Below are 14,547 nucleotides of genomic sequence, written 5' to 3'. Positions count from 1 at the left end.
AGGTGGGGTTTGGTCCGGCTGAACGCTTCCTGAAGGCCTGGCTGTGCGAACGCTGAAGGCCCGGCCGAAGAATCGGCCGGGCCTGGTGGTCAGCTTGCGGTCAGTGCCCGTGCGGGGGCTCAACCAGATTGGGTACGCCGTGCGAAAGGTCCACGCCCGCCCCCGGCCGGCTCGCCTCCACCAGCACACGCTCGGCCGGAACCCCGGCGGCCCGGCCGATCGACGCCCGCACCCTGGCGATCTGGCCATCGCTGAGCACCGCGCCGAAGTACCGCACGGTCACCCCGGCGGGCTGCACCGTGGTCTCGTACCGGTTGAGCGAGTCGGCGAGCACGCCCTCGGCGTCGATCCGGTCCCGGACCGTGGCCGGGGCGACCCCGGCCACCGGCAGCACCGCGAAGGTCAGGTCGTGCACCAGCACCGTCTCGACCAGGTAGAAGCCGACGCTCGCCGGCCGGAAGTCGCGCATGAACGCCTCGGCCCGGTGCACCGAGACGCCCTCCGGCATCACCAGCGTCAACTCCGGCACCAGGTACTCCAGCATCTCGGCGCTGAACACCGCGAACGTCGAGTCGGTCAGCTCGCCGACCTCCTCCCGGGCGGCCACGGCACGCAGTTCCCGGGCGATCGCCGCGCGGTCGGCGCCGGCCACCGGGTGGATCGCGATCGCCGCGCGCCGGCGGATCATCGGGCCGTCGTACGTGGTGGTGGCCAGTTCGTCGCCGGCGTCGTCGGTGACGGTCGCGGCGACCGGTACGGCGTCCGGCTCGGCCAGCCGGTCCCCGAGCCGGACCACCACCCCGGTGATCAGCAGGAGCAGGACCAGGGACAGCAGGGTCGGGCGATGGATACGCATCAGGTGCCCAGCGGACGGCTCGGGGCGTACCCGACCGGCTGCTCCGGCTCGTGGTCCGCGTATGCCGGGTCCGCCTCGATCGGGTCGTTGCCGTCCAGGTCGCCGACCGCGAACTGGATCATCATGTCGTTGTCCTCGTGCACCAGGTTGTGGCAGTGCAGCATGTACCGGCCACCGTCGTTGCCGTCACCCGTGGTGAACTGCATGATCACCGAGGCGGTCTCGTTCTCGCCCAGGTAGAAGACGTCCTTCGGGCCGTTCTCCCAGGCGTACGGCTTCCTGCCGGAGGTGTTGTTCCGGGACAGCAGCATGCCGTCGACCAGGTGGATGTGCACCGGGTGGAACCAGCCACCCGACTCGTTCACCAGGTCCCAGATCTCCACGTCGTACGGCTTCGGGTTGCTCAGCACCCGGCGGAAGCCGCTGCGCTCGACGTCGTCCCAGGTCTCCCCGTTGACGGTCCAGAGGCCGTGCTTGCGCTCCACGCGTACGGTCCGGCGGGCCGTGGCCATCTCCGGCTTGAGCTTCATGACGTCGAGGGCGCCGCGGTTGGCCCACGGCACCGGACCGGCGTCCAGCGTCGACGGGATCTGGTACGGGTCCGGCGCACCCGAGTCGGCGACCACCTCGAACTGCATCACCTTGTCGGTGTTCCGGAAGTCCTCGTTGTTCTTGTTGCTCAGGTTCCGCAGCTCGATCTTCTGACCGGTCCGGTACTTCCGGAAGTCGATCAGCACCTCGTACCGCTCGCCGGAGCTGTGCCGGAGCGTGGTCACGGCGGCCACCTTCGGCGTCAGGCCGCCGTCGGTCGCCACGACGTGGAACGGGTCACCGGTGCTCAGCTGCCACCGGAACGAACGGGAGACCGACGAGACCAGGATCCGGAACCGGTAGACCCGCGGCTTGACCCGCATCTTCGGCCACGGCACCCCGTTCACCAGGATCACGTCGCCCATGAAGCCCTCGTGCGAGTCGTCGTCGAAGTCGACCGACCCGTCCGACTTGAAGGCCATGTCGTTGACCACGATCGGCACGTCGAACTCACCCTGCGGCAGCTGCGCCTGCTCGTACTCGTCGACCAGGTGGTACATCCCGGCCAGGCCGACGTACGCGTTCTCCGCCGTGGTCCGGTGGTTGTGGTCGTGATACCAGAGCGTGCGGGCCTGCTGCCAGTTCGGGTACCGGTACGTCTTGCAGTGCCCGGGCGTGGTGTGGTCGTTCGCGTACCCGTCGTACTGCGGCAGCGACGCCGAGCCGTGCAGGTGCGTCACGGTCGAGAAGGGCCGGCCGTTGAGCCGGTTCACGGTGAGCGCGTTGGCGATCCGCACCTCGCTGCGGGTCCCGCGCGGCACCCGGATGGTGGGCCCCGGGAAGATCCCGTTGTAGCCCGCCATCGCGGTGCTCAGACCGGGCAGGATGCTGGCCTTCCCGGCCTTCTGGGTGAGCCGGTACTTCTGGTACGGCCCCTGCTCGTCGACGCCCTCGGCGACCGGCAGCAGCACCGGCGGACGGCGGAACATGCTGGTGTACGGCGTCGGTGTGTTCTTCGAGGAAAGCTTGCTCGACTTGGCGACGACGGCACCGCCGCCGGCCCCCACGATCAGGCCGCCTCCGCCGAGTGCCAGCGCCCCCTTGAGCAGGTCGCGCCGGTTCAGACTCCCGCGTGACATCGAACTCCCTAGTTTCCGTACGTCAGGCCGGTGCCGAAGTTATGGATCCGCCCTGAGGACCGGCGTAGTAAAAGCTGAAGAAACGCCTCAAGTCCCCCACCTCGGCCGCCGATCCGGGACCAGGAAGATCGACGAGGAGGCGAGATGCGCGTCAGCGTGCTGGGGCAGCTCACCGTGACCGACGCGGACGGCAACCCGCTACCGGCCGGCGAACTGCCGCGGCGAGCCCGGCAGGTGCTCGCCGTGCTCGCCGCGAGACACGACCGGATCCAGTCGAAGGACTCCCTCGCCGACTCGGTCTGGGGCACCGACCTGCCCGGCAACCACGTCGCCGCGCTCGAGCACTACGTCTCGGTGATCCGGCGCCGGCTCCAGCCGCAGGGCTCGGCGGCCACCTGGTTCATCGTCACCCGCAGCGGCGGGTATCTCTTCGACACCAGCCGGGCCGACCTCGATCTGGCCCGGCTGCGCCGGCTGGTACGGGAGCTGGACGCGTACGGGCCGGACTGCCCGGAGCAGCTGGCCGCCCAGGAGAGCATCCTGGCCCTGGCCCGGCAACTGCCCTTCCCCGAGGACCCGTACGCCGAGTGGGCCGAGCCGGTGCGCACGGAGGTCCAGGCCGCGGCGGTGAACGCGCTGCTGAAGCACGCCGCCGCCGTGCTGTCGCAGGACGCCGCCCGGTCGTTGCGCCTGGCGCACGAGGTGATGGAGCTCAACCCGTTCCTGGAGTCCGGCTACCGGGCCGCGATGATCGCGGCGATCGCCCTGGACCGGCAGGACGACGCGCTGCGCATCTTCGAGCGCTGCCGGCAGCTGCTGGACGAGGAACTCGGCGTGGCGCCGTCGGCCGAGCTGGTCCGGTTGCAGCGCAGCGTGCTCGCCAGCCGGGGCCCGGCCGCCGAACCCGGCCCACCACCCGCGCCGGTCGTTCCCCGGCTCACCGTGGTCCGTCCAGAGCCGCCACGGGAACGGTTCCTCGGCCGGCTCACCGAGCTGCGGGTGCTGATCGAGCCGGACCCCCCGCCGGTGGTGCACATCGTCGGCCCGGCCGGCTCCGGCAAGTCGGCGTTCCTCGCCGAACTGGAGCGGCACCAGCCGGGACGGGTCGGCATCGGGCACGGTGCCTCGTCGGTCGGTGTGCTGCGGCACGCCTGGCTGGGCACCGCGCTCGCCCAGCTGGACGTGTCCCCCGAGGTGCTCGCCGTGATCGACGCGGCCGGTCCGGAACAGCCGTTGCGCCGCTCGGAGCTGGAGCTGGTCGCCTCCGCCTTCGCCGGTCCGGAGCCGGCCTTCGTGGCCGTCGACGACGCGGCCGACCTCGACGCGGCGAGCGTCGCCGAGCTGTCCTGGCTCAGCCGGCACTGCCCGTCCCTGCGCATCGTGCTCACCTACTGCTATCCGTCCCAGATCGCCGACCGGCCGCTCTCCGGGCTCGGCACGCCGGTGGTGCTGCGGCTGGAACCCCTGCACGAGCAGGACCTGACCGTGCTCGGCGACAACACCGTGCTGGAACGGACCGGGGGCATCCCGGCGCTGGTCGCGGTCGCCCGGCGGCCCGCCGAGGTGACCCACGCGGTCGCCATGCAGATCGCCCGGCAGCGGACCCGGTGGATGCCGGAGCCGGCCTGGGAGATCCTGCGGCTCTGCGCCATCCTCGGCGAACTGGGCCCGGCCGAGCTGAGCACGCTCACCGGCTATTCCCTGCCGGAGCTGCTGAGCTGCGTCGACCGGCTGGTGCACGCGCACCTGCTCACCGAGACCGGGGACGGCCGGGCCGGGCACCGCAGTTCGCTGATCCGCGCCGCGGTGGCCGGACAGGTCTCCACCGCGTCCGCTCTCTACCTGCGCAAACAGTTGGCGGCGGCCTCCTGAGGAAGGAGACCGCCGCCAGACTTCAGCGCTGGATCAGTTCGTCACGTTGACCGGGACGGCGAGCGACTGCCCGCCGATCGAGGTGACCAGGCTGATGGTCCGGACCGTACCCGGGTTCGGACCGGTGACCCGGAGGCTGAACGCGCCGGCCGCGTCCACCGTGACCGGCGTGCCGACCACCCGGCCGCCGCTCAGCGTGCTGCCCACCACCGCGGTGACCCGCTGCCCGGCGAGCACGCTGCTGGTGCCGGAGATCCGCCACTCGTTGTTGCCGGTGCGGTAGCGGACCGCCAGGCCGGACAGGGTCTCGGCCTGCGGGCGGACGGTCACCCGGGCGGTGCTGACGCCGGCCGCGTTACGGACGGTCAGCTCCAGGACGACCGGGTCGTTGTTGTAGATGTACGCGGCGTTCGGCCCGGGCGCGGCCGGCAGGGCCAGCGCCGGATAGACGAAGGACGGCTTCGCGGTGGTCGCGCCGGTCAGCGTGACCGCCGGGCCGGAGACACGGCTCCACTGGTACGACTCGGCGCCGGTCGACTTCGAGCCGTCCAGGGTGACCGACCGTCCCCGGACCACGGTCTGGTCCGGGCCGGCGTTCGCCGTCGCCGGTGCGGCCCCGGTCACCGTCACGGTCACCTCGGCCGGCGTGCTGGTTCCACCAGGACCGGCCACGACCAGCTGGAACCGGTACTCGCCCGGCTGCTGCGGGGTGAAGGTGGCAACCCTGGTGGCGGCGTCCTCGAGTGCGACCGCCGGGCCCGAGGTCTGAGCCCAGGCGTACGAGGTGATCACGCCGGCCGAACCGCTGCCGTCGAGCCGGACCCGCTGGCCGGCCACCGAGGCGGCGTCCGCGACCACGGCGGCGACCGGGGCGACCGGGCCGAAGACGGCTCCGCCACCGGTGATCGGGGCGGTCACCGAGCCACCGCCCGAGGAGGTGACCGTTACCGCGGCGGGCGGCGCGACGACCCCGGTGAACGGGCTGCCGGTCAACGGGCCGAAGCCGGTGACGGTCAGGGTCGGCGGAGTGCTGTCACCGTCGCTGGAGACGGCCTTGACAGCGAGGGTACGGGCGTCCGCGTCGTATTCGGCCGCGGTGATCCGGACGACGTCGACCAGCTTGCGGGTCTTCTTGGCGACCGGCACGTCCCCGGCGTTCACCACCTCGATCGTGGTGCCCGCGGGCAGCGGCCCGGTGACCGGGAACCGGCCGTAGTAGCGGCCGCCGCTGCCCCGCAGCGGTGTGGTGCTGAAGCCCAGCGCGGAGTCGCCGGTCACCTCGATGACCTCGTCCGGTTCGCTGCTGGCGTACACCTCGATCACGCCGTTGCCGTTCGCGCCGGTGGTGTACGTGGCCTGGTCGACGTCGACGCCGGCGTTGACGGCGTACCGACCCTGGACGCTGAACAGGTCGGTGTACCCGACCTGACCGATGACGGCCTTGGTCGCCGGGTCGATCTGCTCGATCCGGACGAAGTTGGTGTCGTAGGGGCTGCCGACCACCTTGTGGTCGACGCCCGGGTCACCGGTGTAGCCCGCCGGAGCCTGCGGCCCGACTGCCGGGTCCCACTTCAGGAACGGGCCGACCCGGCTGGTGAACGCCTGCCCGAACGCGCCCGGCGTGGTGCCGATGTCCTCGGTCATCCGGATCCGGCCCCGGTCGTCGGCGACCACCTCGTCGATGCCGTACGGGTGGGTGACCCGGAACGCCTCACCGGTCGTCGCGTCGAACCGGATCCGGATCCGGCCGAACACCATCTGGTCGCCCTCGCGCACCTCCTCGGCGGCCCAGGCGCCCTCCAGGTCCATGCCGATCGACGCTTCGGTCCCGTCGGCGAGCGTCAGCTCGGCCCCGGCGAGCTGATAGAAGAACTCACCGGGGAAGTTGCCGGGGTACGACACCGGCTCGTCCGGGTTCGGCACCTCGTCCGGCAGGGTCGAGCAGAGCGGATCGTCGAGCGTCGTGCACGCCTCGAGCCGGACCCCGTTGCTGTCCCGGTACCAGGCCGGGAAACCGTGCTCGGCGATCGGGCCCACCTGCGTCAGGGTGCCACTTCGGCCTACCGGTGGATTCACCACGACGGCGGCGGCCGTGCCGGCCAGCGGCGCGACCACCGCGACGATCACCCCCGCGGTGATCGACCAGCGGTTCAGCGTCTTCTTCATCGGACTCCTCAGTCGTTCCGGGAGTCGTTGTCCGGACAGAGCGGCACACGACTCGACCGGTCACCTTCGTCGGGTGACCGGTCGTCCGGCTGAGGTCGCGTTGGTGCGGGCTGAGTAATCGCTGAAAGTTCGCCCCGGACGGTCCGGCGGTAGCCGCCGAAGGCGGGGGACGGCCGGGATTTCGGCGGGAGTCGTGGGCGTACGTCCAAAGGTTGAAGAGAGACCCACCGCCGGGCCCGCAGCGGGCCCGGCGGTTTTTATGGGGTTCGCCTTATTTGACCGCGCCTTCCATGATGCCGCGCACGATCTGCCGGCCGCCGATGAGCAGCAGCAGGAGCAGCGGCACCGTGGCCACGAAAGCGCCCGCGAGCACCCGGCGGAAGATGACGAAGTTGCCGCTCGCCAGGTCGGAGAGGGCGACCATCGAGGTCGGGTACTCGGTGCCGCCGAGGGTGATCAGCGGCCACTGGAACTCGTTCCAGGTGGCGACGAAGGTCAGCAGGCCGAGGACCGCCAGGGCGGGCCGGATGGCCGGCAACACGATGCTCCAGTAGATACGCATCGTCGACGCGCCGTCGATCCGGGACGCCTCCACCAGCTCGCCCGGGACGGCGTGGTCGATGAACTGCCGCATGTAGAAGACGCCGAACGCGCTGACCAGGCCGGGAGCGATGACCGCCAGCAGGGTCCCGTTCCACTGCAGCTTGCCCATCAGGATGTAGAGCGCGACCACGCCGAGCTGGTTCGGCACGGTCAGGGTCAGGATCACCACGAACATCAGCGGGTTGCGGCCCTTGAACCGCAGCTTCGCGAAGGCGAACCCGGCCAGCGAGCAGAAGAACAGCGTCGAGGCGGTGACCACCGCGGCGACGATGACGCTGTTGATCAGCGAGGCGGCGAAGTACACGTTCTGCAGGGTGAAGACCTCCCGCAGGTTGACCATGAACTGGTCGCCCGGGATCAGCACGGGCGGGTACTTGCCGAGCGCCTCGTCGGTACTGGTGGCGATGACGAACATCCAGTACAGCGGGAAGGCGGAGAGCAGGAGCACGGCGCCGAGGCTGAAATAGGTCTTCCAGCTGCCGCGCGTGTCCTGCGGCGCACGAGATGTCAGAACGCTCATCGGCCACCTCCGAGACGCCGCGTGAGCAGGGCGTTGATCCCCGCCACGACGAGGATGATGAGGAACAGTGCCCAGGACATCGCGGCCGCGTAGCCCAGGTTTCCATCACGCCAGCCGACCCGATAGATGAGCTGCGCGATGGTCTGCCACTGATGGTCGGAGCCGCCGCTGGCCAGCGCCGGGTTCTCGTCGAAGAGCATCGGCTCGTTGAACAGCTGTAGGCCACCGATGGTGGACAGCACCACGGTGAAGATGACGACCGGCTGGATCATCGGAACGGTGATCTGCCACAGCTGCCGCTGCGGGCCGGCGCCGTCCACCGCCGCCGCCTCGTAGACGTCACGCGGGATGGCCTGCATGGCCGACAGGTAGAGCAGTGCGTTGTAGCCGATCCACTTCCAGTTGACCATCGTGGCGATCGCGATCCACGAGCTCCACTTCTCGGCCCGCCAGTTCAGCGGTGTCTCCTCGCCGAAGCCGACCAGCGAGAGGAACCAGTTGGCCATGCCGCTGTCGGTCTGGAAGAACATCGCGAACAGCAGCGTGGACGCGGCCACCGGAGTGACGTACGGCAGCAGGACGGCGACCCGCCAGAACGTGTTGGCCCGCAGCTTGTGGTTGAGCAGGTTGGCGATGATCAGCGCCAGCAGCAGCTGCGGGACGGTCGACAGGATGAAGATGCCGAACGTGTTGAACAGCGCGTTCCAGAAGTCCTCGTCGGAGAAGAGCCGGGCGAAGTTCTCCGTCCCGGCCCAGCCGGTCTTGTCGGGGTCGTCGAGCCGCCAGTGGCGCAACGACACCACGGCGTTGTAGATCAGTGGAAACAACCCGAAGATCCCGAAGAGCACGAAGAACGGCGCGATCAGGAAGTACGGGACGGTTCTGGTGTCGAAGCGGTGCCACCACAGCTTCGCCTTGCCGGCGGACGCCGAATGCCGCGGCGGCGCCGGCGGCGACGGGCGGACCTGGGTCAGGGACACGAGGCACTCCTAGGGCGAAGGCGGGGCGACTCGCGTCGCCCCGCCGTTCAGCTACGGGTCAGGAATTGGCGACCTTGTTGGCAGCCTCGACTGCCTTCGGCCAGGCCTCAGTGGTTTTGACCTTGCCCTGCTGCACCTGGGTGATGACGGCCTCGACCGCCTCACGGGTCTTGCCGTTCTTCTTGCCGAGGTACTGCGGCTGCAGGCTCTCCGCGGTCTTGGCGAAGATCTGGCCGGTCGGGGCGCCGCTCATGAACTCGTGCTTGAAGTCCAGGACGGCCTGGTCCTTGTAGAGCGCCGGCTGCGAGGGCAGGTTGCCGACCGTCTTGAAGACCTCGATCTGCTGCTCCGGCTGGGTCGCGAAGTCGACGAACTTGGCAGCGGCCTCGGCGTGCTTGGTCTGCGCCGGCACGGTCCACCAGGAACCGCCCCAGTTGCCGCCGCCGCCCGGGATCGCGGCGATGTCCCACTTGCCCTTGGTGCTGGGCGCGGTCTGCTGGATGTGGCCGAGCATCCACGCCGGGCAGGCGAGCACGGCGAACTTGTTACCGGTGAAGCCCTGGTTCCAGTTCGGCTGGAAGCTGACCAGGTTGGCGGAGAGGCCGGCGTCGATCGCCTTCATGCTGACGTCGAACGCGACCTTCGGGCCGCCCTCCATCTGCAGCTGCTCCTGCTCGTTGTAGAAGCCCACCGGCTGCTGGCCGAGCACCGGGTTGAACAGGTTGGTGCCGGAGTCGATGAACTTCTTCTTGGTCGCGGAGGTGTACTTCTTGCCGGTCTCGATGAACGCGTCCCAGGTGGGCCACAGGGCGGAGACCTGGTCCCGCTCGGTCGGCAGGCCGGCCTCCTTGAACAGGTCGGTGCGGTAGCACATGGCCAGGCCACCGACGTCGGTGCCGATGCCGATCTGCTTGCCGTCGGAAGACATCGAGGCCTTCCACTTCCACGGCAGGTAACGCGACTCGGCGCTGCCCAGACCCTGGTCGAGCAGGTTGACGAACTTGTCGGCCTGGTTCTTGAACTGAACCATGAAGCCCTCGTCGATCGCCACGACGTCCGGCGCGCCGGAGCCCGCGACCAGCTTCTTCTGCAGGTCCTCGTGGTGCGCGTTGTACTCGGCGGAGTTCAGGGTGATCTTGATGTTCGGGTTGGCCTTCTCGAAGCGCTCCTTGAGCATCTTCTCGCCCATGTCACCGAAGAAGTTGACCTTCAGGGTGATCTGCTCGCCGCTCGCGCTGTCGCTGTCGTTCCCGCCCTCCAGGGCCTGACCGCTGCAACCGGTGATGAGCAGTGTCGCCGCGACGCCCGCGACGGCGGCGTGCAGGGCACGTCGTCCGAAACGCTCCATAGTTTCCTCCAGTGCGGAGAGGTAAGTCACTGAACCGGGTAAGTTGCGCCGACGCTATGTGCGGCTTCGGCGGCTGTCAATAGCCGGTTACAGTCGTGATTCTTCCGTGCCATCAGGTGCGGATAAGCTGGATTTAACGGACATGGGCGCGCTCCCACGCTTTACACCGGCCGTTGCGTGCCGTAACACTTAACCGCTCAAGCGCCTCCCTAGCGTCAAGGGAGCTCGCCAAGGGACGTTCAGCGACCGTTAAGCTCGGCACCATCGGGTACGGAGGAGACTGAGTGAAGCGGCCCACGATCGCCGACATCGCCCGGCGTGCGGGTGTGTCCAAAGGCGCCGTGTCGTACGCGCTGAACGGTCAGCCCGGCGTCTCCGAAGCGACCCGTAAACGCATCCTGGCGATCGCTCAGGAGATCGGCTTCAACGCCAACAGCGCGGCCCGTGCGCTGTCCGGCGCGCGTGCCCGGGCGGTCGGGCTGACCCTGTGCCGGCCCGCCCGGATCCTCGGGATCGAGCCCTGGTTCATGGGACTGATCAGCGGTTTCGAGGCCGAGCTCGGTGCTCACTCGTACGCGCTGACCCTCCAGGTGGTGGCCACTCCCGAGCAGGAGATCGAGGTCTACCGCCGGTGGTGGGGTGAGCGGCGGATCGACGGGGTGATCGTCACCGACATCCGCGAGGACGACGTCCGCATCCCGGTGCTCCAGCAGCTCCAACTGCCCGCCGTGGTGATCGGCGGCCCCGGCGACACCGGGTCGATCGCGCAGATCTGGTCCGACGACGCCGGTGCCATCACCGAGGCGGTCCGCTACCTGGTCGCCCTCGGCCATCACAAGATCGCCCGGGTCAGTGGTGTGCCCGACCTGCTGCACACCCAGGTCCGTACCAAGGCGTTCAACGAGGTCTGCGCCTCACTCGGGCTGGACAACGTGATCACGCTGCCCGCCGACTACACCGGCGAGGAGGGCAGCCGGGCCACCCGGCGGCTGCTGATCGGCGGCGACCGGCCCACCGCGATCATCTACGACAACGACGTGATGGCGGTCGCCGGACTGGCGGTGGCACAGGAGATGGGCCTCTCGGTGCCGGGCGATCTGTCCATCGTGGCCTGGGACGACTCACCACTGTGCAGCCTCGTGCACCCGCCGCTCACCGCGCTGAGCCGGGACATCTCGGCGTACGGGGCGCAGGCGGCCCGGGAACTGCTCAACGCGATCGACGGCAAGAAGGTCGGCAACGTCGAGGCCGGCCGGGTGCACCTCACGCCGCGCGGGAGCACCGCACCGCCCCGCTAGGACCGGTGGGACTCCAGGTAGGCCTCCATGCGCTCGGCCGGCGCCGGGTAGCCCAGCGCGTGCCCCTGGCCGTACCGGCAGCCGGCGGCCGCGGCCCGCTCGATCTGCTCGGCCGTCTCCAGGCCCTTCGCGACGATCTCCAGACCCAGCCGGCGACCGAGGCTCACCACCACGTCGAGCACCGCCGGACCGCCGCCCACCACCGCCTCGGACGGGTTGCTCAGCAGTGACGCGCTCAGCTTCAGCATGTCCACCGGGAGCCGCCGCAGGTGCGACAGCGAGGTCTGGCCCGAGCCGAAGTCGTCGAGCGCGGCCCGGACACCCAGCTTGCGCAGCCCGGTGAGGGCGGCCACGATGGCCGGCACGTCCGCGGCGATCCACGTCTCGGCCACCTCGACGACCAGGCGTTCCGGGGCGAGGCCGTGCCGGTTCAGCGTCTGGGCGACCTGTTCCGGGAAGCGGGCGGTCAGCAGCTCGCGCGGGCCCACGTTCACCGACAGCCAGAAGCCCTCGTCGGAGAACGACCAGGTGGTCAGGTGACGGCACGCCTCGTCCAGGACCCACTCGTCGAGCTGCGCGGTGATGCCGAGCGACGCGGCGATCGGCAGCAGCTCCGCCGGCAGGATGGTGCCCAGCTCCGGGTGGCGCCAGCGCAGCAGCGCCTCGACGCCGACCGGGCGGTTGTCGCGCAGCCCGGTCACCGGCTGGAACACCAGGTCGAGCTCGCCCCGGCCGGCCGCGCCGAGCAGTTGGCGCTCCAGCTCCATCCGGCGATGCAACTGGATCTCGACGTCCGGGTCGTACCACTCGACGCGGTCCAGGCCGAGCTGGCGGGCCCGCTGCCGGGCCAGGTCGGCGTGCCGGAGCACCTCCTCGGAGTCGGCGCCGCCGGACAGCTCGGCCAGGCCCACGCTGGTGTGCAGGTCGAGGGTGGCGCCGGGCAGCGCGTACGGCTCACCCAGCGTGGTCACGATGCGGGTGGCCAGGGCGTACGCGGGCACCGCCGAATCCGCGGTGAGCACCGCGAACTCGTCACCACCCAGGCGGGCCGGCACGTCCTCGGCGCCGAGCAGCCCGCGGATCCGCCGGCTCACCTCGACCAGCACCGCGTCACCGATCTCCCGGCCCCGGTTGTCGTTGATCTCGGCGAGTCCGTGCAGGTCGATCACGAGCAGGGTGCCGCGCTGCCCGGCCCGGCGCCGGCGGTCCAGCAGGTCACGCATCAGCGCCGGCCGGTTCGCCAGCCCGGTCAGCTGGTCGAGGTGGGACAGCCGGTGCAGGGTGCGCTCCAGGTGGACCCGTTCGCCGACGTCGCGCACGTGCACCACGAGCGCCGCCACCTCGGGGACCGACCGCTGGTCGGAGATGGTCGACTCGGTGTCGCGCCAGAGTTTCGCGCCGTCCCGCAGCCGGGCGCTGACCAGCACAGGCGGCCCGCCCTCGTGTTCGCCCGCCAGCACCGACTCGATCACCGCCTGGGCCGGGCCGGCGTCGTCGGGGTGGATCAGGTCGCGGAACCCGCGGCCGATCACCTCCTCGTCGCGCAGCCCGAAGAGCCGGGCCGCGGCCGGTGACTGCCAGCGGATGGTCAGCTGCTCGTCGAGCACCAGGGTGAGGTCGGTGGCGCCGGCCACCAGGGAGCGGAAATGTGCCTCGGCGACCCGGAGGCGGCCGGCGTACCGGCGGATGTCATGGACCACCAGCAGTTCCCGTACGGCCAGGACGCTGACCATCACGAGACCGAAGATGACCGCCTGCGTACTGAAGTCGCGGACGGTGACCAGGTGCCAGAGCGCGGCGACGACTCCCACCGCGGCCGGCACCGCGAGCAGCGGATAGCTCGCCAGGTACTGATCCGGATACCGCGGTTCCAGCGGCGGCAGCGGAAGGTCGCGGCGGGACCCACCGGTCGCGCAGGCGGTCAACCCGGCCACCATCGGCAGCCCGATCAGCGGCACGGCCGGACCGGTCACATCGAAGGCGACCAGCTCGGTGAGCCCGCAGAGCGCGAGCAGGACCAGCGCCGCCCCGCCGCCACACCAGAGAGCCGGGTTCGGACGCGGCCGGGCACGCAACACGATCACCGTGACGATGGCCGCCCCACCAGCCGCGATCAGCATCGCGGGCACCGCGGACGGCCGGGTCGCCGCCCCGGGCACCAGGTACGCCGCGAAGCCGAGACTCACGCCCAGACCCACGCCGTCGAACGCCCGCCGCAACCGGACCTGCCAGGTCCGCACCGCGCCGGGAAGCAGCGAGACGCCCACGACGAGACAGCCGGCCACCACCGCGAGCCCGGCAGTGAGCCAGCCGACCGTTTGCCGGGACGCCCACCACGGCACGGTCGCGGTCACACCCGTGGCCAGCGCGGCGAGCCCGACGAAGCCGGCGCCCCGGCAGGCCACGAACGTCCCGTCGGCATGGTGGATGTCCAGCGCCGCACGGATCAGGAAGGCGCCCGCGCCCAGGCCGGCCACGCCGACACCCACCGCCAGGGCCGCCAGCGCGGGCAGCAGTCCGGCCGCACCCCCGATCAGGACCAGCGCCGACACCACCGGCACAGCGATCAAGACCGTCCGGCCGCCAGGCCGGGACGGGGCCGGCGCGAGGGGAGGCACAGCCACGATCTGTCCTCTGGGACGAGGGGTAGGAACTGCACCCGGTCAACGAGTGTTCCCCGGCTCGGGTTACGGGTTCTCCTACCACGGATCGTGGACCTTCCAATGACGATGGTCAAATCGTGAAGGCCGCACCGGGTCGGCGGAGCCGACGGCCACAACGGATGGGAAGATGGGAACGTGCGCAATCGTCCCGCTCTTCGCGTCCGCAAGTCCGGCGCCGTCCTGGTCGCGGCGCTCATCGCGGTCGTCGGCGCGGTTCCGCTGGCCGGTGCCTCGTGGGCCCTGGCGCCGATCCTGCTGATCCCGCTCGCCGTGCTGATCTGGGCATGGCGCGCCGGCACCGACGTCTACCCGGACGAGTTGCGGGTGCGCGCCCTGTTCGGCGGCAGCCGGGTGCCCTGGAGCCGGATCACCGAGCTCGCCCCGGACGAGCGCGGCCGGGTCTCCGCCCTGCTCGACAACGGCAACGTCATCCGCCTGACCGGCGTCAACCGGGACAACCTGCCCCTGGTGCTGGCGGCCGGCGGACACCCGCTCGGCACACCGGCCACCACCGAGCAGTGAGCGTCGGCGAACTCTCAGACGCCGCGGCTACCCTGGTCGGCAGAGCCTG

10 protein-coding genes are annotated in these 14,547 nt (G+C 70.5%); 3 read left to right on the top strand and 7 right to left on the bottom strand.

Going from position 1 to position 14,547, the window contains the following annotated elements; all coding sequences use genetic code 11:
• Positions 1-100: 100 nt before the first annotated feature.
• Complete coding sequence (locus I4J89_RS10910; protein ID WP_196413756.1) at positions 101-856, bottom strand: hypothetical protein; 756 nt, start codon at positions 854-856, stop codon at positions 101-103.
• Positions 856-2,526 (bottom strand): multicopper oxidase family protein, encoded by a 1,671-nt coding sequence (locus I4J89_RS10905; protein WP_196413755.1) that lies wholly within the window; start codon positions 2,524-2,526, stop codon positions 856-858. The genes I4J89_RS10910 and I4J89_RS10905 overlap by 1 nt, the downstream gene beginning before the upstream one ends.
• 144 nt (positions 2,527-2,670) lie before the next feature.
• On the opposite strand from I4J89_RS10905, the gene I4J89_RS10900 reads away from it, so the two are divergent.
• Positions 2,671-4,398, top strand: coding sequence for an AfsR/SARP family transcriptional regulator (locus I4J89_RS10900; protein WP_196413754.1), 1,728 nt, complete (start codon positions 2,671-2,673; stop codon positions 4,396-4,398).
• Between the two features lie 33 nt (positions 4,399-4,431).
• On the opposite strand, the gene I4J89_RS10895 is transcribed toward I4J89_RS10900, so the two are convergent.
• The 4 genes from I4J89_RS10895 to I4J89_RS10880 all read right to left on the bottom strand — a co-directional run bounded on the left by I4J89_RS10895 (position 4,432) and on the right by I4J89_RS10880 (position 10,015).
• The gene (locus I4J89_RS10895) at positions 4,432-6,564 is read right to left on the bottom strand and encodes a PKD domain-containing protein (RefSeq protein WP_196413753.1); all 2,133 of its coding nucleotides are present in this window, start codon (positions 6,562-6,564) and stop codon (positions 4,432-4,434) included.
• A gap of 271 nt (positions 6,565-6,835) precedes the next feature.
• The gene (locus I4J89_RS10890; RefSeq protein ID WP_196413752.1) at positions 6,836-7,687 is read right to left on the bottom strand and encodes a carbohydrate ABC transporter permease; all 852 of its coding nucleotides are present in this window, start codon (positions 7,685-7,687) and stop codon (positions 6,836-6,838) included.
• A complete protein-coding gene (locus I4J89_RS10885; RefSeq protein ID WP_196413751.1) occupies positions 7,684-8,667 on the bottom strand; it encodes a carbohydrate ABC transporter permease in 984 nt (327 codons plus the stop codon). Before I4J89_RS10885 ends, I4J89_RS10890 begins: the two co-directional genes overlap by 4 nt.
• Positions 8,668-8,725: 58 nt before the next feature.
• Entirely contained in the window at positions 8,726-10,015 is a 1,290-nt protein-coding gene (locus I4J89_RS10880; protein WP_196413750.1) for an ABC transporter substrate-binding protein, read from the bottom strand.
• A gap of 284 nt (positions 10,016-10,299) precedes the next feature.
• Between I4J89_RS10880 and I4J89_RS10875 the strand changes: the two genes are divergently transcribed.
• The gene (locus I4J89_RS10875) at positions 10,300-11,313 is read left to right on the top strand and encodes a LacI family DNA-binding transcriptional regulator (protein WP_196413749.1); all 1,014 of its coding nucleotides are present in this window, start codon (positions 10,300-10,302) and stop codon (positions 11,311-11,313) included.
• On the opposite strand, the gene I4J89_RS10870 is transcribed toward I4J89_RS10875, so the two are convergent.
• Entirely contained in the window at positions 11,310-13,937 is a 2,628-nt protein-coding gene (locus tag I4J89_RS10870; RefSeq protein ID WP_309238258.1) for an EAL domain-containing protein, read from the bottom strand. The two genes, I4J89_RS10875 and I4J89_RS10870, sit on opposite strands and share 4 nt — an antisense overlap.
• A gap of 174 nt (positions 13,938-14,111) precedes the next feature.
• Between I4J89_RS10870 and I4J89_RS10865 the strand changes: the two genes are divergently transcribed.
• The gene (locus I4J89_RS10865) at positions 14,112-14,498 is read left to right on the top strand and encodes a PH domain-containing protein (RefSeq protein ID WP_196413748.1); all 387 of its coding nucleotides are present in this window, start codon (positions 14,112-14,114) and stop codon (positions 14,496-14,498) included.
• Positions 14,499-14,547 lie beyond the last annotated feature (49 nt).

Source organism: Actinoplanes aureus (assembly GCF_015704865.1).
GTDB classification, from domain to species: domain Bacteria; phylum Actinomycetota; class Actinomycetes; order Mycobacteriales; family Micromonosporaceae; genus Actinoplanes; species Actinoplanes aureus.
The sequence above is the reverse complement of the archived record's forward strand: the minus strand, read 5'-3'. Positions and strand labels throughout refer to the sequence as shown.

Coding starts and splice junctions, on each gene's coding strand:
- I4J89_RS10910 (WP_196413756.1), bottom strand. CDS start 856: ATGCGTATCCATCGCCCGACCCTGCTGTCCCTGGTCCTGCTCCTGCTG.
- I4J89_RS10905 (WP_196413755.1), bottom strand. CDS start 2,526: ATGTCACGCGGGAGTCTGAACCGGCGCGACCTGCTCAAGGGGGCGCTG.
- I4J89_RS10900 (WP_196413754.1), top strand. CDS start 2,671: ATGCGCGTCAGCGTGCTGGGGCAGCTCACCGTGACCGACGCGGACGGC.
- I4J89_RS10895 (WP_196413753.1), bottom strand. CDS start 6,564: ATGAAGAAGACGCTGAACCGCTGGTCGATCACCGCGGGGGTGATCGTC.
- I4J89_RS10890 (WP_196413752.1), bottom strand. CDS start 7,687: ATGAGCGTTCTGACATCTCGTGCGCCGCAGGACACGCGCGGCAGCTGG.
- I4J89_RS10880 (WP_196413750.1), bottom strand. CDS start 10,015: ATGGAGCGTTTCGGACGACGTGCCCTGCACGCCGCCGTCGCGGGCGTC.